The organism is Brevibacillus laterosporus (assembly GCF_030489605.1).
Taxonomy (GTDB): Bacteria; Bacillota; Bacilli; order Brevibacillales; family Brevibacillaceae; genus Brevibacillus_B; species Brevibacillus_B laterosporus_E.
This window is the reverse complement of the sequence record NZ_JAUKFY010000002.1, coordinates 193,548-215,473: the sequence shown is the minus strand read 5'-3', so window position 1 is coordinate 215,473 and position 21,926 is coordinate 193,548. Positions and strand designations below refer to the sequence as shown.

At 41.5% G+C, this 21,926-nt stretch carries 19 protein-coding genes; 2 read left to right on the top strand and 17 right to left on the bottom strand.

Features of this window, described 5'->3' with window-relative positions; translation table 11 throughout:
• Window positions 1-145: 145 nt before the first annotated feature.
• Window positions 146-1,438, bottom strand: coding sequence for an asparagine--tRNA ligase (asnS, locus tag QZ995_RS02905; RefSeq protein WP_301802792.1), 1,293 nt, complete (start codon window positions 1,436-1,438; stop codon window positions 146-148).
• 113 nt (window positions 1,439-1,551) lie between these two features.
• Window positions 1,552-2,736, bottom strand: a complete 1,185-nt coding sequence (locus QZ995_RS02900) for a pyridoxal phosphate-dependent aminotransferase (RefSeq protein WP_301802790.1) — start codon at window positions 2,734-2,736, stop codon at window positions 1,552-1,554.
• 218 nt (window positions 2,737-2,954) lie between these two features.
• On the opposite strand from QZ995_RS02900, the gene QZ995_RS02895 reads away from it, so the two are divergent.
• On the top strand, window positions 2,955-3,938 hold the full coding sequence (locus tag QZ995_RS02895; protein ID WP_301802786.1) for a hypothetical protein: 984 nt from the start codon (window positions 2,955-2,957) through the stop codon (window positions 3,936-3,938).
• A 640-nt stretch (window positions 3,939-4,578) separates the two neighbouring features.
• Here QZ995_RS02895 and QZ995_RS02890 read toward each other — a convergent pair.
• From QZ995_RS02890 to QZ995_RS02870, 5 genes are all read right to left on the bottom strand, one after another.
• Window positions 4,579-5,628: a WIAG-tail domain gene (locus QZ995_RS02890; protein WP_301802784.1), complete on the bottom strand. Its 1,050-nt coding sequence runs from the start codon at window positions 5,626-5,628 to the stop codon at window positions 4,579-4,581.
• A 112-nt stretch (window positions 5,629-5,740) separates the two neighbouring features.
• Window positions 5,741-7,237 carry an AAA family ATPase gene (locus tag QZ995_RS02885; RefSeq protein WP_301802782.1) on the bottom strand — a complete coding sequence of 499 codons (1,497 nt, stop codon included), beginning with the start codon at window positions 7,235-7,237 and terminating at the stop codon, window positions 5,741-5,743.
• The gene (locus QZ995_RS02880) at window positions 7,230-7,760 is read right to left on the bottom strand and encodes a hypothetical protein (RefSeq protein WP_301802779.1); all 531 of its coding nucleotides are present in this window, start codon (window positions 7,758-7,760) and stop codon (window positions 7,230-7,232) included. Before QZ995_RS02880 ends, QZ995_RS02885 begins: the two co-directional genes overlap by 8 nt.
• Window positions 7,761-7,959: 199 nt before the next feature.
• Entirely contained in the window at window positions 7,960-8,442 is a 483-nt protein-coding gene (locus QZ995_RS02875) for a cell wall elongation regulator TseB-like domain-containing protein (protein WP_301802777.1), read from the bottom strand.
• An 18-nt stretch (window positions 8,443-8,460) separates the two neighbouring features.
• On the bottom strand, window positions 8,461-9,165 hold the full coding sequence (locus QZ995_RS02870) for a hypothetical protein (RefSeq protein ID WP_301802774.1): 705 nt from the start codon (window positions 9,163-9,165) through the stop codon (window positions 8,461-8,463).
• A gap of 132 nt (window positions 9,166-9,297) precedes the next feature.
• Between QZ995_RS02870 and QZ995_RS02865 the strand changes: the two genes are divergently transcribed.
• Entirely contained in the window at window positions 9,298-9,477 is a 180-nt protein-coding gene (locus QZ995_RS02865; RefSeq protein ID WP_301802771.1) for a hypothetical protein, read from the top strand.
• Window positions 9,478-9,581: 104 nt separating this feature from the next.
• Here QZ995_RS02865 and QZ995_RS02860 read toward each other — a convergent pair whose 3' ends face one another.
• The 10 genes from QZ995_RS02860 to QZ995_RS02815 all read right to left on the bottom strand — a co-directional run bounded on the left by QZ995_RS02860 (window position 9,582) and on the right by QZ995_RS02815 (window position 21,805).
• Complete coding sequence (locus QZ995_RS02860; protein WP_301803194.1) at window positions 9,582-10,874, bottom strand: amidohydrolase; 1,293 nt, start codon at window positions 10,872-10,874, stop codon at window positions 9,582-9,584.
• Window positions 10,875-10,911: 37 nt separating this feature from the next.
• A complete protein-coding gene (locus tag QZ995_RS02855; protein ID WP_003338602.1) occupies window positions 10,912-11,535 on the bottom strand; it encodes a redox-sensing transcriptional repressor Rex in 624 nt (207 codons plus the stop codon).
• Between the two features lie 17 nt (window positions 11,536-11,552).
• Window positions 11,553-12,488, bottom strand: coding sequence for a ComEC/Rec2 family competence protein (locus QZ995_RS02850; RefSeq protein ID WP_301802766.1), 936 nt, complete (start codon window positions 12,486-12,488; stop codon window positions 11,553-11,555).
• Between the two features lie 79 nt (window positions 12,489-12,567).
• Window positions 12,568-15,456 carry an ATP-dependent DNA helicase DinG gene (dinG, locus tag QZ995_RS02845; protein WP_301802764.1) on the bottom strand — a complete coding sequence of 963 codons (2,889 nt, stop codon included), beginning with the start codon at window positions 15,454-15,456 and terminating at the stop codon, window positions 12,568-12,570.
• Window positions 15,457-15,506: 50 nt separating this feature from the next.
• Window positions 15,507-16,973, bottom strand: a complete 1,467-nt coding sequence (locus QZ995_RS02840; protein ID WP_301802762.1) for a tetratricopeptide repeat protein — start codon at window positions 16,971-16,973, stop codon at window positions 15,507-15,509.
• 97 nt (window positions 16,974-17,070) lie between these two features.
• Entirely contained in the window at window positions 17,071-17,454 is a 384-nt protein-coding gene (gene panD / locus QZ995_RS02835; RefSeq protein ID WP_003338597.1) for an aspartate 1-decarboxylase, read from the bottom strand.
• Between the two features lie 58 nt (window positions 17,455-17,512).
• Window positions 17,513-18,370: a pantoate--beta-alanine ligase gene (gene panC / locus QZ995_RS02830; protein WP_301802757.1), complete on the bottom strand. Its 858-nt coding sequence runs from the start codon at window positions 18,368-18,370 to the stop codon at window positions 17,513-17,515.
• Window positions 18,367-19,233: a 3-methyl-2-oxobutanoate hydroxymethyltransferase gene (panB, locus tag QZ995_RS02825; RefSeq protein ID WP_301802755.1), complete on the bottom strand. Its 867-nt coding sequence runs from the start codon at window positions 19,231-19,233 to the stop codon at window positions 18,367-18,369. The genes panC and panB overlap by 4 nt, the downstream gene beginning before the upstream one ends.
• 269 nt (window positions 19,234-19,502) lie before the next feature.
• Window positions 19,503-20,480 carry a biotin--[acetyl-CoA-carboxylase] ligase gene (locus QZ995_RS02820; protein WP_301802753.1) on the bottom strand — a complete coding sequence of 326 codons (978 nt, stop codon included), beginning with the start codon at window positions 20,478-20,480 and terminating at the stop codon, window positions 19,503-19,505.
• Between the two features lie 83 nt (window positions 20,481-20,563).
• Window positions 20,564-21,805 carry a CCA tRNA nucleotidyltransferase gene (locus QZ995_RS02815; RefSeq protein ID WP_301802750.1) on the bottom strand — a complete coding sequence of 414 codons (1,242 nt, stop codon included), beginning with the start codon at window positions 21,803-21,805 and terminating at the stop codon, window positions 20,564-20,566.
• Window positions 21,806-21,926: the final 121 nt, after the last annotated feature.

The window sequence follows — 21,926 nt, the reverse complement described above, 5'->3', positions numbered from 1 at the left end:
GTCATTTCTACATTTCTGGCCGTTTTTTCGTTAAATTAAGTAGTTTTAAACATTAGAAAAGAGGAAAACCCCTTGTTATTTTTTTGAACAAGGGGTTTTCCTACTATTTAACAAATTAAAAGTTTATTGATTGATAAACAATCTATTATGGGTATAGTCTATACAATAGACGCGGGAATGGAATTGTCTCACGTACATGATCCAATCCACAGATCCATGCCACTGTTCTCTCTAAGCCCAAGCCGAAACCAGAATGAGGTGCTGTTCCATATTTACGTAGATCCATATACCATTTGTAGGTTTCTTCAGAGAGGTTATGCTCTTTAAAACGTGCTTCTAGTAATTCTGGATCATCAATACGCTGGCTACCGCCAATAATCTCTCCATAGCCCTCTGGAGCAATCAAGTCAGCACAAAGAACCACTTCTGGACGATCTGGATGCGGCTTCATATAAAATGCCTTGATTTCAGCAGGATAATGCGTAATGAAAACAGGCATATCAAAATGCTCAGCAATTGCGGTCTCATCTGGTGCGCCAAAATCATCGCCCCATTTAATCTCGCTGCCTTTTTCTTGAAGAAGCTTAATCGCATCATCATACGTAATGCGCGGGAATGGTGCTTTAACCTTTTCCAGCTTCGTGGTATCGCGGTCAAGTGTTTTAAGCTCACGTTGGCAGTTATTTAATACGGACTGAACAACATGTGATACAAAATTTTCTTGAATACGCAAGCTTTCCTCATGGTCAACGAATGCCATTTCCGGTTCAATCATCCAGAACTCAATCAAGTGACGACGTGTTTTGGATTTCTCAGCACGGAATGTAGGACCAAACGAAAATACACGCCCTAAAGCCATTGCAGCAGCTTCCATGTACAACTGACCACTTTGGGAGAGATAAGCATCTTCATCAAAATATTTCGTATGGAACAAGTTAGTTGTTCCTTCAGCAGATGTAGGTGTCAAAATCGGCGGATCTACTTTATAAAATCCATTGATTTGGAAGAACTCGTACACGGAACGAATAATTTCGGAGCGAACAGCCATCGCGGCACGCTGGCGTGGAGAACGCAACCATAGATGACGGTTATCCATCAAGAAATCTACCCCATGCTCTTTAAGAGAAATCGGGTAATCTTGGGCAATTTGAATAATTTCTACTCCTGTTACCGTCAGCTCATAACCGCTTGGAGCACGATCATCTGCGCGTACCATTCCTGTTATGTACAAAGAACTTTCCTGTGTTAGTTCTTTCGCATTGTTCCAAGCTTCTTCGCTTACTTCTGCTTTTACTACAACCCCTTGAATAAATCCGGAGCCGTCACGCAGTTGGAGAAATTGAATTTTTCCACTGCTTCTCTTGTTGTATAGCCAGCAACCTATCTTGACTTCTTCCCCGACATGTTGGCCGACCTGAGCAATTGTAATTAATGACATAATAAGACCTCCATTTATCTGTACCAGATAACCCTTACAATTATACTATCCTCTCTCTACTAATTTCAACGATTGTTCTTGCTACTTTTTTGGCATGGAAAAAAAGCCCCTCCTTAGAGAGACTTTCCTTCCACGAATTGCTTAATACGAGCAATGCCCTTTTCCAATTGTTCCATAGATGTTGCATAAGAAATTCGAATATTTTCAGGAGATCCAAAGCCACTGCCCGGGATTAAAGCCACATTTTGTTGCTCTAATAACGCTTTGCTCCAGTCATCTATATTAGTAAAGCCTTGTTTTTCCATGGCTTTAGCAACATTCGGGAAAACATAGAAGGCTCCCTCTGGTTTTAGGCATGTTACACCCTCGATTTCATTTAATAAATCGACTACACGATCACGGCGCTTCACAAACTCGCCTCGCATCATTTCCAAGGAAGTTTGAGGTCCTGTCAATGCCGCTAGTGCTCCATATTGAGCAAAAGAAGTCGGGTTAGATGTACTATGGCTCGACAAATCAACCATGGCTCGAATCAATTTCTCATTCCCTAAAGCGTACCCCATCCGCCAGCCTGTCATGGAGTATGGTTTAGACATTCCGTTAATAATCACTGTGTTTTCATAGGCTTCTTTGCCAAATGAGGCTACCGTAACGGCTTCATGACCATCATAGATCAGCTTTTCATAAATTTCATCAGAAACCATCAACACATTGTGTGACAAGCAAACATCAACAATTTCTTCCAATTCCTTACGTGTATAAATACTACCGGTAGGATTACTTGGAGAATTTATAATGAGAGCACGTGTCCGAGGGGTAATAGCCTGTTTTACTTGCTCGGCTGTCACCTTGAAATTATTGGATTCCTTTCCTTCAACAAAAACAGGAACCCCCTCTGCTACCTTAACCATTTCTGGATAGCTCACCCAATAAGGGATTGGAACAATCACTTCATCACCAGGGTTTAACAACGCCATGAACAAGTTGAATAAGGCATGTTTTCCCCCATTGGTCACAATGACTTGCTTGGTGCTGTAAGTCAAATTATATTCCTGCTGATACTTGTTGCTGATGGCTTGTAACAATTCAGGAATACCGGCTGTTGCAGTATACTTGGTTTTTCCTTCGCGCATCGCTTTTTCTGCTGCTTCAATGATATGCTCCGGGGTATTAAAGTCAGGCTCCCCCGCTCCAAAGCTAACAACGTCAATCCCTTGCCGCTTCATTTCATTTGCTTTCGCCGTAATAGCCAAAGTAGAAGATGGAGAAAGAACTGTGACTCGATTTGCAAGTTTCATGGAAAACCTGAACCTCCTGGTAACGTCGTGTTATAAAAAATGCCAAATACTTTAATGTTAGCCTATCACACATAGATATAGATGTATAGTTCTTCGTTATAGAATCTTAAGGGCTAATATCAAACGTACAAGCGACTATTTTATGAACGACTATGGGAGTTGGTGCATCTAATAAAGGTATCAAATATACTGCAATGCAGCAGTAAGGAGGGGATCTTTTGGAGTATAACAATTTCCTTAAATGCCTAGCTCTCATTTGGGTAATCCCAAAAGTAAATCAAGATGTGGAAGTAGTAAATCCGACCCCGGTACAATCAATAGACACAGAGAAAAAAGGGGATGTCCTCGAATTAATGAATAGTATTTTCGCCAAGATGTCCGGAGAGCAAAAGGATTGTGAAGGTAAGGATTGCGTTTTGCCAGTTGGACAACATACGGACTTACTCCCAGCCAGCTCTGAGAGCGACAACAATTACAATGTATTAAAACAAATTACCGAAATTGATTTGCGTGAATATCTACAATCAAAGATCATACCTAAAGAATTATTGTTGAAGCTAATACAGATACTTTCCATCTTAAAAAAAATAAGTTCTGAACAAAGTGATCCGGTTAAGGAGAATCTCTACCTGCTCTCATCTGGACAGCTCAAGGTAAAAGATGGGGGCAAAAGTGCTCGGCGAGATCGCACCTATCTTTATCCCCGAAATTTACTTATCGGTCTTGCTACTAAGCAAGCCACTCTCTTCCTTGCTTTCGTAGAAAAAATGGCATCTGAGCTGTATAACGAATGGAAGCAATATTATGAAATGAACAGCTTAACTTGTTATATGTACGGAGTCATTTCCGAGAAGAAATTACCCCTCCCTGAAAATATCGCAAATGAAGCAACTCAACCTCTGCTCCCTGTTCATGAACCCGCCCTTTTTGAACAGATGCTCGAAAGTAAGGCAAGTGCCATTCGCAAGGAAGAAACAGAAAAAATGCCAATGGAAAAACAAATAGTAACAAAACAAGATAATGCTGTCCCTATTGAACAAACTTGCCTAGAACAAAAGGAACAAGCCCCTGCGTTGAAAAAGCATCCCTCTCAAATAAACTATACCTTTACGATTCAGAGTAACCATACATTAAAGAAAATATATTTTGTGCCAACCGGAAAGCACCAGAAAAACGTTGTGGTCTTATTTTCAAAGCGTTAATCTTTTCTGGAATACGTACACACCCAGTTGGCTAGAAAATGAAAATATTAATCATTTTGGCGACTGTAAACCGTTGGTGGGAGTAAATACTGAATGGCGCAATCGTGATATTTTTTCAATGGTAACGAAACTGAATGTTTTTACACTACTATCGCGGCATGAACATGACACCGGATGTTTCCCAAGTATATCTTACAGCAGACAGTACCGCAAGTATAAGGATTATGCCGAGGGAATCACGATGACACGATTATTGTTGTTGAAACAACAGAGGCGCAATGCAGGTTAAAAGCGGCACAATATACGGACCTGTGATTTATAAGCCGCACTCCTGAAATAATGAAGCCATCCCTCTCTGTCCATCTTCCATGGTACTCAATCCGTTCAGATATTGTACCCTACTCCTACCGACCAACAGCGGTTTAATATCTATGTAACACGGCTCCAATTACCGTCATTCATAATAGCGTTGATACGACTTTTTTCAGCCTATCTCTTCAGAAGCTCAACAGGCAAGAGCATCTTCAGACATTGATTCGCTTGCTTTAGTAAGAGGCTTTCCTTTAGTAAAAAGAGAAGACCGAAACACCATGGCCTCCATGGTGTTTCTAGTTCGTATTATCTCTAACTCGTCAAATTGCTACTCCACTATTTCAACCATCTGATTCTCTACTCTTTTTGTACCGATTGCTATCCATTCCACCTGTCCAGATACCTCACGATTAGCAATTTGACGTATGATTTCAATAGTTACTTTATCTGACTCCTTCTTCTCTACAACGACAAAACAAAAAGGTATATCTGTCGTTGCCATAAATACATATTCCTTCTCTTGAAATGGTTCTGTTAAATTGATTGTCAAGCTTGTTCTCACGCGACCTTGTTGTAACGTAAAACTTTCTTTTCCGACTTGTTGCAGATCTATTATTTCCAACTGATTCGGTGGTTGATCCAGCAACACCTGAGATGGATCACTAGAAGGATCGCTAGCAATTTGATTTTCCACAATAGAAGCATCTACAACAGAAGCATCTGATTGATTTGATACTGCTTGCTCACCTTCTATCTTTTTCTCAGCGTTTAAAAAATCTTGCAAATGTCGAGTCAGTACGGCCAAAGGTTGCAAATGTTGCTCTGTCAATCCGAAAACCTCTGGCATTGTACACATAATTTGCGCAACTTGATGCGGAAGCTGGGAAAAAATTTGATCGTCTATACTTGGTTTTGCATCAACAAGCTTACAATCACTTTCCTCATAATAGGATGGTACTCCAGAATAAGGTGACTCCTCGTCATTACTTTTTTCATCATCATTCCATTTTGTAATGAAGTGCTGCTGACTTTGTGGAATTTTTGATGAAACTAATTTAAGATCCGAATATGTCGGGCTTCGCTTAGAAGAGTAACGTTTTGGCTTTCGGCGACTTCGTTGCTTTCGCTTTTTGGGCTGTGAGCGGTTAGGCTTATAAATTTCCATTTGAGAAGACTCCTGTAGCAATGTCTTCACGTCATTTGCCGAGTGAGGAATGGAGGTCTCCTCCTCTTGGATGTAAAAATCGGAACTATCATCAATCCAATTATTAATCAAGGCTGTTTCCAGTGCATCTAACTCTTGAAGAGCTTTGTTTTTCTTTTTCAACTTCCTTTGCCTGTTTTTAATATTCTGCTTTTGTAAGTTTTGTTTAGCCATATTCTTATCCTTTCCTTATTGTCATGAATACGATATTGTATGTAGGAAAGAGAAACATGACCATTCTTTTTTAATTGACAAAAGAAAAACCGATAGATGAATCCATCGGTCATTACGCTACTACCATATCTATTTCGGCCAGCTTTTCGCGAAATTGATCACCACTTAACACTTCAGCCTCCAATAACACCTGCAGACTATAGCGATAAACTGAATCATGTTCGCTCAGCAAAGACCGCGTTTTTTCAAGCAATCCTTCAATGATAGAATGTACTTCTTGATGGACTGCATTTTTATCCGCATATTGCATATTAATAATCCCTAATCTAGACATACCACTTTGAACGATTTCTTGCGCCATTTGCAGGGCTTGTTCAAAATCATTTTTAGACCCCGTGCTACGTCCGCCATAATAAATTTCTTCTGACACTGCACCTGCAAGGCAAACCATAATCTGTCCTTCCATATACTCACGGGTATAAAGATAATGATCGTCCATTGGATTTTGACGGACGTAACCCAATGCTTGTCCGCGAGGGGTTAATGTTACCTGTGACACGGAGCCAGGACGTACTCGTTCGCTTACAATAGCATGCCCCAATTCATGAATCGCTACCCGCTCTTTCTCAGTCTGAGGCGCTTCACGATCAGTCATTTCCCCCATCATAACCTTATCGATAGCAAGTGAAAAATGACTTTGCATCACTTTATCAGATTTGTCACGCATTGCATAAATAGCAGCTTCATTACACACACTTTCTAATTGGGCACCGGAGAAGCCAAATGTTTCTTGCGCCACTTTTTCCAATTTTACGTCAAGCGCAAGTGGTTTATTTTCCGTGTGTATGGTTAATATTTGTTCACGGGCCGGCTTATCAGGCAAATCGACCTGGATGTGACGATCAAAACGACCTGGACGCAATAATGCTGCATCAAGCATATCTTTTCGGTTCGTTGCCGCCATAATGAGTATGCGCGGTTTTTCACTTGTTGTCATACCATCCATTTCGGTTAACAGCTGGTTTAAGGTTTGATCATATTCTCTTTGCTGCTGACCATCGCGTTTTCCACCAATAACGTCGATTTCGTCAATAAAAATAATCCCGCTGTCTTGATTGTTTTTCTCAGCTAAAGCACGAACTTCCTTAAACAATTCACGAATACGCTGAGCTCCTACCCCTACGTACATCTCTACAAATTGTGAGCCAGATGCTGCAACAAATGCAGAATTCGTATAATTAGCGGCAGCCTTTGCCATCAACGTTTTACCTGTTCCAGGAGGTCCCGTTAACAGCACACCCTTTAAAGGACGAATTCCGTATTGAGCGATCGCATCCTTATGGAGCAAAAAATCTAAGGCTTCCTTGATTTCTTTTTTTGCACGTTGCTGTCCTCCGATATCCGCAAATGTAATATTGGATTTCCTCACAACCTGACTACCACTTTTGCTTTTACCAGAACCAATCTGCATGCCTCCTTGTTTGGAAAACAACAAGTATGTACCTGCTAAAATTGCCCCAAACAGCAAAAATGGTCCAATATTAATACCCAAAAACAGCAAGAAAACGATAACCGCTGGCACTACACCAAACAATATTTCTTTACCCAAGGTTTGCCACCTCGCTTGTTGACTGTTTACGAGGAATAATTTGGTAATATTCATCAGTTCCTCGCTTCAAAAAAATATAAACATTTGCATCGTCAATTCGTCCAAATGCTTTATCAAGCTTATATCGATCTTTCATTTGAGCTAAAATGGTAGGAATTTTACTATAAGCCCTACCTTCGATGGCTTCCGTTAGTCCAAATAGCCCTTCATTCCAGACCGGCTTGAGTGAATCAGCTTGATTGGTAAGCATTATATCAAATGCCCTCCCGCGTGCATAGGCTTGAAGTGTTTTTAACAGGTCCGGGTATTCTTCTACAAATTTATCTGGATTTGTGACTTGGAGCTTCATATCAACACGCTCTTTATTCATCTTAAAATCGACTAAGGTAGCCGATGTTAGTTGTTGTGCCTTTTCTCTCAATGGACTTTCTACCTGCATCTTCTGGTATAGAAACCAGCCACCAAAGAGGAGCGTAAGTGCGGCAAGCAGTGACAGTAACATAGGTACTTTACGTAATTTCACCAATAACTCCCCTTTCTTTACTCATAAAAACTTTTATCTGTTCCGTTCAATGCGGCTTTATTATCAGTTACGAAACCAAGTATAGCATTTTTATGGTACCTTTTTGCTATGTATTTGCTGGAACTGTGACCAATTCCATTTCAGGAATAAAAAAACGGTGATAAAGTAAGAAAACCCTTTCCAGAAGGAACGGGTCATCTTATGATTTTGGAATATTTAACGTATATGCCCGTATTTTTTGACCAGTCAAAAAATCATAATATACGTAGTTGTAACGATTTTGCTTGTCCACTAAAGTGACTTCCCACAGTTTCTTATCACCCTCTATACCTGGTACAATACGTTCGATCTGTGCTCCGGGATAAGAGGCTTCCGCTAATTGTTTAACTTTCGTTCGCGGAAAAGCTTTTTCCAGTAAGTCAAATGTGACGTGTTCTTTGCTAAACCAAGCCACCACCGGGGTTCCTGCCTTGTTTTTTCCTGTAACGACAATATAGGCTTCCCGTCCTCGATATTCTTCTATCGTATCGATCTCAGCAATGTTTGTTTTTTCTGCTACTAATGCTCTGGCCTCTGCTTCTAACGTGTGACGCTCAGACAATAAGCTGGAAAGTAGCTGATACAGGGATGCGCCTAGCACGACAAGCGCACATGCTGAAATGATCAAGATGCGTTTCCACACAATGATTCTCCTACTTCCCTAAAAATTAAAAATCAGTTGATCTGATCTATCGCCCTTCTGATTCTTCAAATAAAGCAAGACGACCATACGCTTCAACTGTTTTCTTTCATCATCATACCACAATTGATAATTAATTGTAGTTGATTGCTGTAATTGTACAAGTTCATTTTCTGCTGGAAAAGAAGATCCCAACCATTCTCTTAAAAGGTCTTTGACTTTTTCTGGCTGTAGTCTAACGTTATACCCTCGCAAACCTGCTTCATCTCTTGAAGCGAGTGGGACAGGCTGTAGCTGGGAGATTTGATCTTTCAAGAGCGAGGCATGCTCAGTTGGTGTAAACAAAGCATAAGGCAGTACGTTCAATTCCCGTTGTTCATTATCTATGACGAGCAAAGCACCTCGATTGTTACGTTCAATTTTCACTTTTTTTCCCTGCAAAGCACCAGTAAGTTGAAAGTGATTGCCTCGATAGCTCCCTGTAAAAGGCTGATTTTGTATCTTAACTCCAAATGGAGTTGCTTTCTCTACAAAAAGTTGGTCAATCAATTGTTTTAGATTGGTGTTATTTTGATCTTCATTCCAGCTACTTTTATCAATTGACTCATTCGTCCTATCTTGTGCTACAGATATCTTATCTGCTGCTTGTCCCAGTAATACTCCCAAACCAAATAAGCAGGCTAATATTGGCACCAACATCCAAAGATACCGTTGTTTCACATACATGGGCACCCCTCCCTTACGTATCTCCTAACAATTATGAGATACAAGAAGGTTTTAGAACCACGTGGAAAACTTACTAATTATAGAGTCATGAGAAGTAGCCATACTATCAGTACACCACAAGGAGGTGAGCGTGTGAATCAAACCGACAGGAGCCTTGCCCTACCTAAACAGGGTTGGGAACAAAACGATTTGTACGAATCCTGGGCAGGTCTATCCTCACCGCTGCGTACCTTGCCACCTACCGCTACGCTCTCTGTTCGCCACTCCTCACTTACAGATTTATGGCAAACAGAGATGCAACGGACGGATTAAATTTTTTCTCTGCCTACACACCGCACCTACACTGCACTGTCTCCTGCCGTCTCAACCACTTGGCAGGAGCCTTTGCCATATGGATAGGGCAGCTTTTTATGAGCTTATTGCTTTAATAACGCAAATACACGGTTCACTTCAGCGATTGCTTTTTGTTCATCCATTGTGATTAACTCTTTATCTTTCATTAAGAAATGCCCATCAACAATTGTATCTGTTACATCATAGCCATTTGCTGCATAAACAACATGGGAAATCGGATCATTTGCCGGTTGGAAATGTGCTTGGGCAGCATTTAGCATTATCATATCTGCTTTTTTCCCTACTTCCAAGGACCCTAAGCTGTCTTTTTGGAACACAGCATCTGCAGCATAACGTGTAGCCATACGAAGCGCTTCTTCTGCTGGAACCACTTCTGGGTCATAGGAAACACCCTTATGCAGGATAGCTGCTAATTTTAGCTCTTCAAATAGATTCAAGTTGTTGTTACTCGCTGAGCTGTCAGTTGCCAAACTTACACAAACACCCTTCGCAAGCATCTCAGGTACTCTTGCTACACCACTTGCCAATTTTAAGTTACTAATCGGATTATGAGCTACTTTAACATTATATTTAGCCAATGTATCAATTTCCTCATCCGTTAAATGTACAGCATGGGCAACTAGTGTAGGGTGATTAAATACACCTAGATTTTCCAAGTGAGCAACAGGACGCACACCGTAATCCTGAACGTTTTGCTCTACTTCTGCTTTTGATTCAGACATATGGATATGTAATGGTACGTTTAACTCGATAGCCTTCTCCAGGATTTGCTGGATGTACTCAGGAGAGCACGTATAAGGAGCATGCGGCGACATCATTGTATGGATGCGGCCATTGGCTGCACCGTTCCAACGTGATGCGAAAGATGCGGCTTCTTGCAATTTCTGCTGACGTTCTTCTTCTGAGCAGAAACCAATTACCCCACGGCATAGCACACCGCGCATCCCGGATGCTTCCACTTCCTGTGCTACTGTATCCATATGATCATACATATCTACAAAGGTAGTTGTACCGGTACGGATCATTTCAATAATGGAAATAGCTGTACCCCATTTCACATGCTCTGCTGTAAACTGACCTTCCATTGGCCACATTTTTTCTTCCAGCCATTGTTTTAAAGGCAGGTCATCCGCAAATCCGCGCAGTAAAGACATGCCTACGTGACCATGTGTATTAATTAATCCTGGCATTAGATATTTATTAGTTCCGTCAATGATCTCGTCATATGCTGATAAATCCTCTGGCGTTTTACCTACATATGTAATTTTTCCCCCATCAAAGCCAACCGCTCCATTATAAATAACCTCATTCTGTTCATTAACAGTGATTACGGTTGCGTTGGTAATGATTTTCATCAACGTAGACACTCTCCCTTTATCTGTTAGTTATTACTTAGTTTAAATAATACGCTAAGCTTTGCAAGCTGGAAGTCAAATCGTTATGATCAATTTTTACTTCTTTTTCGGTGCGAATGGTTGTTGGAGCAAAATTGAGGATCGCTTCTATTCCAGCTTCAATCAGTTTATTTGCCACTTCCTGTGCGGCGGAGGCTGGCGTCGTAATTATCGCCATCCGAATTTGTTTTTCTTTAATGATATCTTCCATTTTATCAATCGGTTCAATGACCAATCCACCTAAATCCTTGCCTATTTTCTGCGGGTCGGCATCAAAAATGGAAACAATTTTCATGTTATCTTTTAAATAAACATTGTAATTGGAAATCGCTTGACCTAGATTACCGGCCCCCACCAACGCTACATGGATCACTTGATCCAATTTCAAGATATGACGAATCTTTTCAATCAAGTAATCTACGTCATAGCCAATGCCCTTTTTACCAAAGTCACCAAATGCAGACAGGTCCTTTCGAATTTGGGCCGGATTAATATCCATTGTTTTACCCATCTGTTGGGAAGACACCGTTTTTACCTGTAGCTCCTGTAGATTTGTTAAATATCGCAAATAGATCGGCAGACGGCGAACGACCGCTTCAGAAATTTTTGGTACTTTCCCCATAAATTGCACTCCTAACTTCATTGTCTATCACGTGTAGAGGTCTTGACTGCCTTTAAAACCTTATAATCTTGTCCGTTAGAGAGAATGGTAATTGACCCATCCCGGCTAGTCACATACGTATCTGCCCATGATTCCTCCAAACGCTCCACCACCTCTCGCAGAGACTCTTTCCATTGCTCGCGCGGAATACCGGTTTGCACAACAGCAATCTGGGGATCAACCTTAGTCAAAAAGGATTGAATAGAAGCCTGATTGCTGCCTTGTGCCGCAACCTTTATGATTTCAGCCGGCAGTAGAGAAGGGTATTTCGCAAGCAAACGCTCCTCTGCTTTTTCATTGATGGCACTGGTGAACAAAAATTGGAGCTTTCCTTGGGTCAGACAAAACACAAGCGAATTATCCTGTGGTGATAAAAACAGCTGCTCGCTGGGATGTAAAAATGTGATCACCACATCTTTGCCATCCAGTAATTGATCCCTTTCCTTTACATACACAACTTGCTTTTCCCTAGATATATGGATATTACTGTGAATTGCGAAGGCTGTCAATTTTGGCATGTAAATCTTATCAAATTGAATTTTCTCCGCAAGCTTATCATAGCCACCAATATGAGTAGGTAAATCGTTTGTCAATAACAGGTAATCCACTTTTGTAACATGGCGCTCAAGTAGCAAGGAAACCAATTTTTCCGTATCTTTTTCGCTACCTGCATCAATCAGCATCGTTTTACCAGAAGGGAAGCGAATGAGCGTACTTTCTCCTTCTGGTAACGAGAAAAAAGTAGTGGTAAGCCCAACAAAATCTTCCTCCTGTTCAACAGCATCCGGGTCCTTAATATGCTGTAACTGCTGTGCTATCGCAATGGGCCGGCTTGCTTCACCGTTTGGGGATAATGCAAAGATCATCATGCCGATACAACTAACTAGAAATAGGTTATATCGCTTCATAGTCATGGATCTGCCTCCCTCCTACTTATATGGCTTGGGAAATTCAATACAATCATTTAGATTTGTTTTTCCTAGGGAAATGATTTTATTGTAAAAACAAAGCTATTCGCTCACGTAATGTAGTCCATGGACCAGTCTCTACCTGATAAGGCGGCAAAGATTGCAAAAACATACGACCATATTTAGATTCAACTATGCGTGTATCAAATACAATTACAACACCGCTGTCTGTCTGTTGACGTATTAATCGGCCCACTCCTTGCTTAAAACGTATAACTGCATGAGGCAAGGAAAGCGTCATAAAAGGATTCTTTTTCTCGGCCTTCAGCCGCTCCGAACGTCCCTCCAATAGTGGGTGGTTGGGCGGTTGAAAAGGGAGGCGAACAATGATCAAACAGCTTAGTACATTTCCAGGTATATCTACACCCTCCCAGAAGCTATTCGTTCCCAGAAGCACTGTTTTTGTCCCGGTTTGAAAGCGACGTACCAGCTTACTTCTATTGCTTGAATCTACTCCATGACCTAATAGTTCAAACTCTTCCCCTTCTAATAAGCTCTTCATTCCTTCATAAACGGTTCTAAGCATACTATATGAAGTAAATAGGATCATCGTCCGACCCTCACTGGCTCGAACAGCATCAACGCAGCCAGCGATTACGGCTTCAACAAAAAGCTGTTCACCTTCCTTGTTTACAGAAGGGAAATCGGAGGGAATGAGGATGAGTCCTTGCTTAGCATAGTCAAAAGGTGATGGGAGTGAGAGTGTTTCGACTCGTTCTTCAGGTAGATTAGCAAAACCCATTCGCTCCATAAAGTAGGTAAACCTATTCTTCACCGTTAGTGTCGCTGAGGTCATAATAATACTGCGTTTTGGCTCCAGTAAAGCTGTACGCAAGGTATCGGCTATATCTAGTGGCGTTTTAAAGAAAAAGAGTTGTTTCCGGGACGTTCTTGTTTCTATTTCCATCCAGCTTACATACTCATCCTGCTCTTCTACTAACAAAAAATGGAGCTTTACAGCCACTTGACTGATTTCTTCTACTAAACCAGCAGCATCCGTTTGCAACCGCTGTAAGGAGTACGGAGCTTCCCCCTTAGAGGATGACTGTATACTCAGCAATTGTTCAATTTCCTTAGCTGCATTCCCTAACTTTTGTAAAATTAGATTGCTGGATTTTCCAAGCTTCTTATATTTTTTCTTAAAGTCTTCTGTCTTATATCGAAGTGTAGCTCTTTGTGATTCTCCTGTATCCATGCCCCGTTCAGAACCCCAATGATAAAAGAGCTGTAGCCAGTTCGTAACAGCCTCTTTTAGCATTTGCTGCTCAATCCTAATTTGTTGGAGGTGTTGTTCTATTCTTGCCTTTTCAGCGGGCTGCCACACTTTTAGCTCATTGGCTAACAGAAGCAGCATTTGCTTTTCTCCTTCTGTTCCAAGCTGCTCTACCAATTGAAACAATTCTATACTGGAGAGTTGTGTGCCAAAATGTTGACTTGCTACTTCATCAAGCTGATGCGCTTCATCAATAATCGCAACTTCAAACGATGGCAATACGCCATTCTCCTTATCAATATCACCAATTAATAAGGCATGGTTAACAATAATCACATCAGCTTCTTTTGCTTGCTGCTTTGCTTGGAAGTAAAAACAGCGGCTAAACCACGGACACTCTCGATTTAAACAGGAGGCTGTGTCACTCTTGACTGATTGCCAAAATGACTGCCCGCTCGGACTTAAACTAAGCTCCTCTACATCACCAGTAGACGTTTCGGTAAGCCATGTTAAAATCTGCGCTTTTGCTAGCTGTATGTCCTGGGTGGCCCCCTCCTGGCTCTCTATGCTTTGCTCAAATTTTCGCAAGCACAGATAATTTCCTCGGCCCTTCAATTGGGCAGCCCGAAAGGAAAATGGCAATGCTTTTTGTAATAGAGGTATATCTTTGTCGAAAAGCTGGTCCTGTAAATGAATTGTATGCGTACTCACGATGACTTGCTGTTTATGCATACGTGCCCATAAGATACCTGGTAACAAATATCCCAACGATTTTCCTGTTCCTGTACCCGCTTCTACTAACAAATGCTTTTGGTCAGTAAACGCTTGGTATACAGCATGCATCATCGTTTCCTGCGACTCACGTTTTTCATAGTGTTCATGATGAAGTGCGAGCCCATCGCCATCTAATGCAACCATACGTTCGAAAAATGGTTCAAAAGAAAAACGGATCGGTGCCTGTTCGGATTGCTTCTCCGTCCATTTCTTTCGTCGTTTTAATCCAAGATTCCGATAGATATCATAATTGCTTGTTTTCTCAGGTATAGAAGATGCAGTTGTAAAGGAGCCTGCTTCGTCTACAGGAAAACTGTGCATGAGCTTCTCCATCTCAATTTCCCGCAGTAAGGTCGCTACATCAAAACGGAAAGAAGAGATCATCATCTGTAATCCTTGAATCGTGATAAGAGGAAGCTTATGCAGGATATCTAACAATCGTAACAATAAGTGTGCAGTAGCAATAGCGTCACTGTCTGCCTGGTGTGGATTTTCATGCCGAATATCAAAATCAGATGCTAGCTCTACCAGCCGATAGCCACTTTGCATGGGCAACAATACCCGTGCTAATTCCACTGTATCCAAAATAGGCCCATCAAATGGATAATAGCCCTGACTTAGCAGGGCTTCTTGTAAAAAATTCAAGTCAAACGCTGCATTATGTGCCACAAAAACACGCCCATCCAAAAGGCGCAATAAATCAGGAAGCACATCTTCTATAGAAGGAGCGTCACTGACCATCTCATCGGTTATTCCCGTCAACTGCGTAATAAATGGCGGGATTGGTTTATCTGGTTTTACAAATGTGGAGTAACTTTCTATTATTTGTCCATTCTCGACCACGACAGCTCCGATTTGTATGATGGAATCTCCTTGCCGTGGCTGATTACCCGTAGTTTCAAAATCTACGACGATGAACTGCTTCATTATCGTCACCTCTATTGACACTCACAACTCATGCTGCTACTGTTTTCTTTTTACCATTCGGCAGTTGATGTCGGAATTCCTGCTGTTTGACTAGTTACCTGCACATGGTCCTTTGTGTTCTTACATCTCTCCCACCATTGATTTACCTCTGGGACAACATCGCTGTAAGAGCGTGCTTTCTCCAAATATTGACTTGCCTCCATCTGGTTTCCCTGTTGAAGAGATAATTTTCCCAGTTGATAATGCCCCAGCATCTGTGAGTACTGATCCTGTTTTTGAATGAGAGTAGTGGCTATATCCTTCGCTTGATCATAAGCTCCTTCTCCCTCATGGGCATAAATTAATCCCAGTAAGCCAAGATGATGATTTTCTGTGGCGTTTAATATTTTTGAAAAGGCGATCCGAGCTGAAGTAATCTCACCTGTTGCGAGCTGCATCCAACCATATGAAAATAAGTAATCTGGATGCTCAGGTGCCAGGGTAAGTGCTTTTTTTAAAGCAGGCATCGCTTGCTTAGGACCATCTAACAGCCACTTATTCCAAGCAATCGCATGCCATAGCCCAGCATCTAATGGTTGACGTTCCAAAAGGAATTGGTAGCAACTAAGCGCATGCTTATAAAACCCAGCTTGTTCTGCCAGCATAGCTAATTCCCATAAGGTTGGCGTATCAAGATTTCGATTCGGGTCGTACATTTTCAGCATTCGCTCTATATCTTTTTGTGGATAATGAGCAAATAACTGACGAACAGCACGTAAATAGAGCACTTGCACTTCCCAATCCTGATCTTGCTCAGCTAATAGCTGTTCGCATATTTTCATTGTTTTTTCCGTGTCTCCCTGCTCCAAATAACAGATGGCCAGGTTGTATCTACTCTCCGTGTACTGAGGACGGACAGATATTGCCATTTCAAACGCCTGTATGGCTTCTAGCCACTTTTGCTCCTGTACATACATGCACCCTAAGGCATTGTAACTGATGGAAACAACTTTAGGGGAAACAGCCGTTCGTGTCAACAATCGAAATTCTTTTAAAGCAAGTTCATAATCACAGCAGTAATATAGGCTATAGGCATAATAAAGGCGTCCGCTTTCCCAGTCAGGCGTCTGTTCTAAGAAAGAAGCAAAGTGTTGTTTAGCTTGCTCATATAGCCGTAGATGATAAAATCCTTCTGCCTTTTCATATAGCTCCTTGTGTTGTTCCATTTGTGGCTGCTCATCCTCAAGAAGTGTAGAGAATTCAAGTGGTTGCTTTGCCCCCGACAGCTTATCATATTCTTTTTTCAAGCTTTCTGTAGCGGAAGCGGGTATATCACTTGTTTGCTTTATCATCCGAATTGCTTCGTTTAGCTTTTCTTCATATTTTAACCACAGATCAATCACCTGGTCACTGCATGTTCGGAGTTGTTTTAGTTGTTGTATCAGGTGTTCCTGCTTTTCTGTAGAAGCCGTTGCCCATTCTTTCTCAATACGATCTACTTTTTGACGTAAGTCCTCAAACCAATCCTCAATAAACACAAAAGCCACCCCCTTTGTCAGAGTGAGTAGTCTCATTGTCTCACAAGTGGGATGGCTCTATGCAAAAATGGCGCTGGTAGTCCTTTCAGCTCTTGTTCTATAAAATAGTAGCGTGGACTTCTTCCGCTAATAATTGAGCGATTTTATTATGCTCGTCCATAATGGCAACCTTAGGCTTATGCTTGCGTGCCTGTTCATCTGTCATCATCGCATAGGCAATGATTATAACCACATCCCCTGGTTGGACAAGCCTTGCTGCTGCTCCATTTAAGCAAATAACGCCACTGCCTGGTTCACCTTCGATAATATAGGTCTCTAAACGCGCACCATTGTTGTTATTTACGATCTGAACCTTCTCATTTGGTAGTAAATCAAGTGCGTCTAAAATTTCTTTATCAATGGTTATGCTACCTACATAATTTAAATTTGCTTCCGTAACGGTAGCACGGTGAATTTTAGCAGTCATCATTGTACGAAACATCCAAATTCGCTCCCTTTTATGTGAATCTTCTACTGTTTACTATCTTTTGTTCACACTTTTAATCCGCGACCGTAAGAATTACGTTATCAATTAAACGGACACGACCAAATTTTACTGCAAGTGCAAATAAAATCCTATCCCCTGTTTTTAGAAATTCGATATCAGTCATTTCAGGATAACGTTTCAATTCTACATAATCTATCTCTGCTAAAGGCTGACTTTGGATGAGATTACGTACTTCGTTACAAATAACGTCTACGTCTCTTTGATGATTCGCAATCATCTGTTCTGCACGAGTCAAGCTTCTGGAGAGAATTAATGCCTGAGAACGCTCTTCCTCTGAAAGGAATACATTTCGCGAGCTCATTGCCAGTCCGTCTTTCTCGCGATGAATAGGGCAAGGGACAATCTCAACAGGTACTTGCAAATCATAAACCATTTGTTCAATAACAGCTACCTGCTGTGCATCTTTTTGGCCAAAGAATGCTTTATGGGGGCCTACAATATTAAAAAGCTTATTGACCACTGTCGCCACTCCATCAAAATGTCCCGGACGCGACAAACCACACAAGGCTTCCGTAATGTTATGGACAGAAATATTTGTCAGCATAGGGCGGGGGTACATTTCCTCTACAGAAGGGGTAAATAAATAATGTACTCCGGCACTCTCTGCCAATTTCTGATCGCGTGCTAAATCTCGCGGGTAAACGGAATAATCTTCATTTGGACCAAATTGTAATGGATTAACAAAAATGCTCATGACCACCACATCTGTTTTGTTTTTTGCCCGCTCTACTAAGCTGAGGTGTCCATCATGCAAGTAACCCATCGTTGGTACAAATCCAATTGTTTTCCCTGCTCTTTTATGCACAGAAAGCGCTTCACGCAGTTCTTTGATGGTGCTAATCGTGATCATACTCGTACCTCTTCTCCATATAATTGCTGAATCGTTTCTTCGGAAGCAGCAAAGGAATGGCGTTGTTCAGGGAATTGTCTGCTTCTTACTTCTATTACATATTGAGAAATCGCTGACTGAATCATGTCACCGATCTGGGCGTATGATTTCACAAATTTAGGCGTTAAATTGGAAGCATAAGAAAGTACATCATGGAACACTAGAACCTGTCCGTCGCATTGCACTCCAGCTCCAATACCAATAACAGGGATTTCCACAGCTTCCGCAACTTTCGCTGTTACTTCTGCTGGTACGCATTCCAAAACAATCCCAAACGCTCCAGCCTCTTCTAATGCCTTTGCATCCGTGATTAATTGCTTTGCAGATTCCAGATCCTTGCCTTGAACTTTATATCCACCTAATTGATGGACAGACTGTGGTGTTAGCCCTAAATGACCCATAACTGGAATTCCAGCCTTTGTGCATCTTTTGACAATAGGAAGAATTTCTTCTCCTCCCTCAATCTTCACGGCTTTTGCATTTCCTTCCTGAATTAACCGGCCTGCATGATGAATGGCTTCTTCAACAGAGCCGTGGCATGTCAAAAAGGGCATGTCCGCTACAACAAAGGCTGTTTTTGCTGCACGTGTAACAGCTTTTGTGTGATGAATCATGTCATCCATGGTAACAGACACTGTAGATTCATAGCCTAGCACTACCATTCCTAACGAATCCCCCACTAGCAGGATGTCTATTCCTGCTTCTTCTGCCAATCTTGCAGAGGGATAATCGTAGGCAGTAAGCATAGTAATTGGCTCTTTGTTTTGCTTCATTTGACGTAGCTTGGACGTCGTTATTGGTTTCTTTTCCTGCACATCAGACACTCCCGTTGTCTCCTACACCCAATACCGTCTTGAATGTATTCCAATGGCATACGTTTGTTGTGCTTTCTACATACCAAAAAACCTCCGCACCGCAGGCGAAGGTTGTGTTTACGCAATAAAGCACGTAATCCATTAGAATTTCTTCCTTCTGTCTCGGTCCATTTAGGCTTAGAGCAGATTTTTGTTTCAGTTGTTTTCCTAGCATACTTCTTAAATGGAAGTGCTATTCCAATAGGATATAGCCTCCAGAAGCAGTATAACAAAATTTCCTAGGTATCGCTATACTCAATATCAGCAGAATATACTTTATGCATGACTCCCTCATCATCGCGCAATAAGAGCACTCCCTCTTCATTTAACCCTGTAGCTTCCCCTTCCAATACGGCTTGCAGAGTACGGACTGTAACGCGACGATGTAAGGACATTGACAATGCTTCCCATGCAACCTTGATTTGACCAAATCCCTCGCTTAGATATGCCAGATAGAGTTGTTCAAATCTACGGCAAAATGCCTGAATGAATTGAGATCTCTTTATTGGCTCACCTGATACTATGCGTAATGAGGTTGCAACCTCTTGCAGAGCCGGATCAAAATCTGACTCTTGATTATTCACATTAACGCCAATCCCAATAATTAAGTAATTGACACGATCAGCCTCTGCATGCAGCTCTGTTAAAATTCCACACACTTTTTTGCCATTTACAAAAATATCATTAGGCCATTTAATTTTAACCGAGATTTGGAACTCTTGGATCGCTTTTGCCATAGCAACCGCTGTTAGCAACGTCATTTGGGGAGCACGCCCAATTGGGATTACTGGACGCAACACTAAGCTCATCCATATTCCTGTCCCTTTTGGTGAATGCCATACCCGACCCAACCGACCTTTACCGCCCGTTTGCTGATCTGCTACCACGAGGGTTCCTTCAGGTGCTCCCTTAGAAGCTAAATCATGAGCTAATGCCTGTGTTGTTGCAACCGTTTCGTAAGCAATTATATTTTTTCCAATACGTTCTGTTTGCATGGCAGACAAAATCTCTTCTGCCGATAATGAATCTGGTGAGGAAACAAGCCGATACCCTGATTTGCGTACCGCTTCAAACTCATACCCCTCCTGACGCAGCTCTTCAATATGTTTCCATACTGCCGCTCGCGTGCAGTTACAAATTTGACTTAAATATTCACCCGAGATAAATTCATGTGGATGATTATGAAAAGCGCGTAATATTTCCTGCTTAATATTCATACGTCTCCTCCGTCATAGCCGCAAAAAATAACAATTCTATACTTTTTTCGTACATCCATCAAACGCTTATGCAGAACCAAACGTCATTTTTTCATTTCATTCGCAGGATGTTCCTTCTCACAACATATAAAATTTTTAGCTGCTATCAGCAAGGCCTCTGATTCGTTGGCAAGTTCTCCAGTTACTGTACGCTCCCAGAGATATTCCAGGGTTTGCTGTATCCAAGGACCTTGTTTTTGATCACTCAGCTTTCTGATTTCTGATCCATCTACCGCTAATTCCTTCAAGGTTTTCACTGCCATCTTATCTAAAGCAGCTTGCAGGGTGATTTTCTTATTTGAGAGATCGTTCCACCACAGGGCATCCAACACTTTTTCCAAGTCATAGCAGCGATCTGGACCATGCTTCATAATCAGTCGTATCCAGTCGACAGTTTGACATTGATCCCATATTGGCTTAAGGAGCATTAGCTGTTGCATAAGAAACGTAATTGTTTCTTCTTCTTTCCGAGACATCTTTAAATATCGGCATAATTCACGTGATTGCTCCCAACTGAAGTCTGCCGCAAAAAGTAACACTACCCATTTATGGATAACGTTCTCTACCGTTTGTAATCTCCATAAATGAATTGTCGATTGATCAAATAATTGTTGTAACAAAGGGATGGATTGAAATATCTTTGTTTGTTTCGCAAATTGGAAGCCTTTATCAGGATGCCTGCTATCAATTAGTTTATTGCATTCTTCGCGGACCCTCTCAACGGCAATATGGATCAGCAATGGAGCGTTATCCCTCATGGCCCTTCTTGTTTCATCCTCAATCTGGAAGCCTAGCTGAGAAGCGAAACGAACTCCCCGAACCAGTCGTAATGCATCCTCCTGAAATCTGCGGCTAGCATCACCCACTGCTCTGATTACATGATCATTTACATCCTCTAGTCCAAAAAAAGGATCAATTAGTTCTTTATTATATTTCATTGCCATTGCATTAATTGTAAAATCACGACGGGCCAAATCCTCGACTACTTCATTTACATATGTGACTTCGCTTGGCCGGCGAAAATCTTCATATACTCCCTCAGTTCGAAAGGTAGTCACTTCAAATAAATAGCCATCCTGCTTAACAGTAACTGTTCCATGCTGCAATCCTGTAGGAATATGGTCGGGGAACAGCTTCATAATGTCTCCTGGATGGGCATTTGTACATATATCTATATCATGAACAGGACGGTGAAGAAGCCAATCACGGACGCAACCACCGACAAAATAAGCCTCGTATCCGTGTTCTTCCAATTTTTTAAGTACCTTTTTCGCCTCTTCTTTCATTTACTCGCCTCCTGTCCTTTCTTGCTACATCCATTTTTTTGTCCTACTTTGCAAAGGGGTGTTAAGATATGCGTATTTTAATAGGAGTTGCTGTGCTTATCTCTCAATTTTTCACTTCATT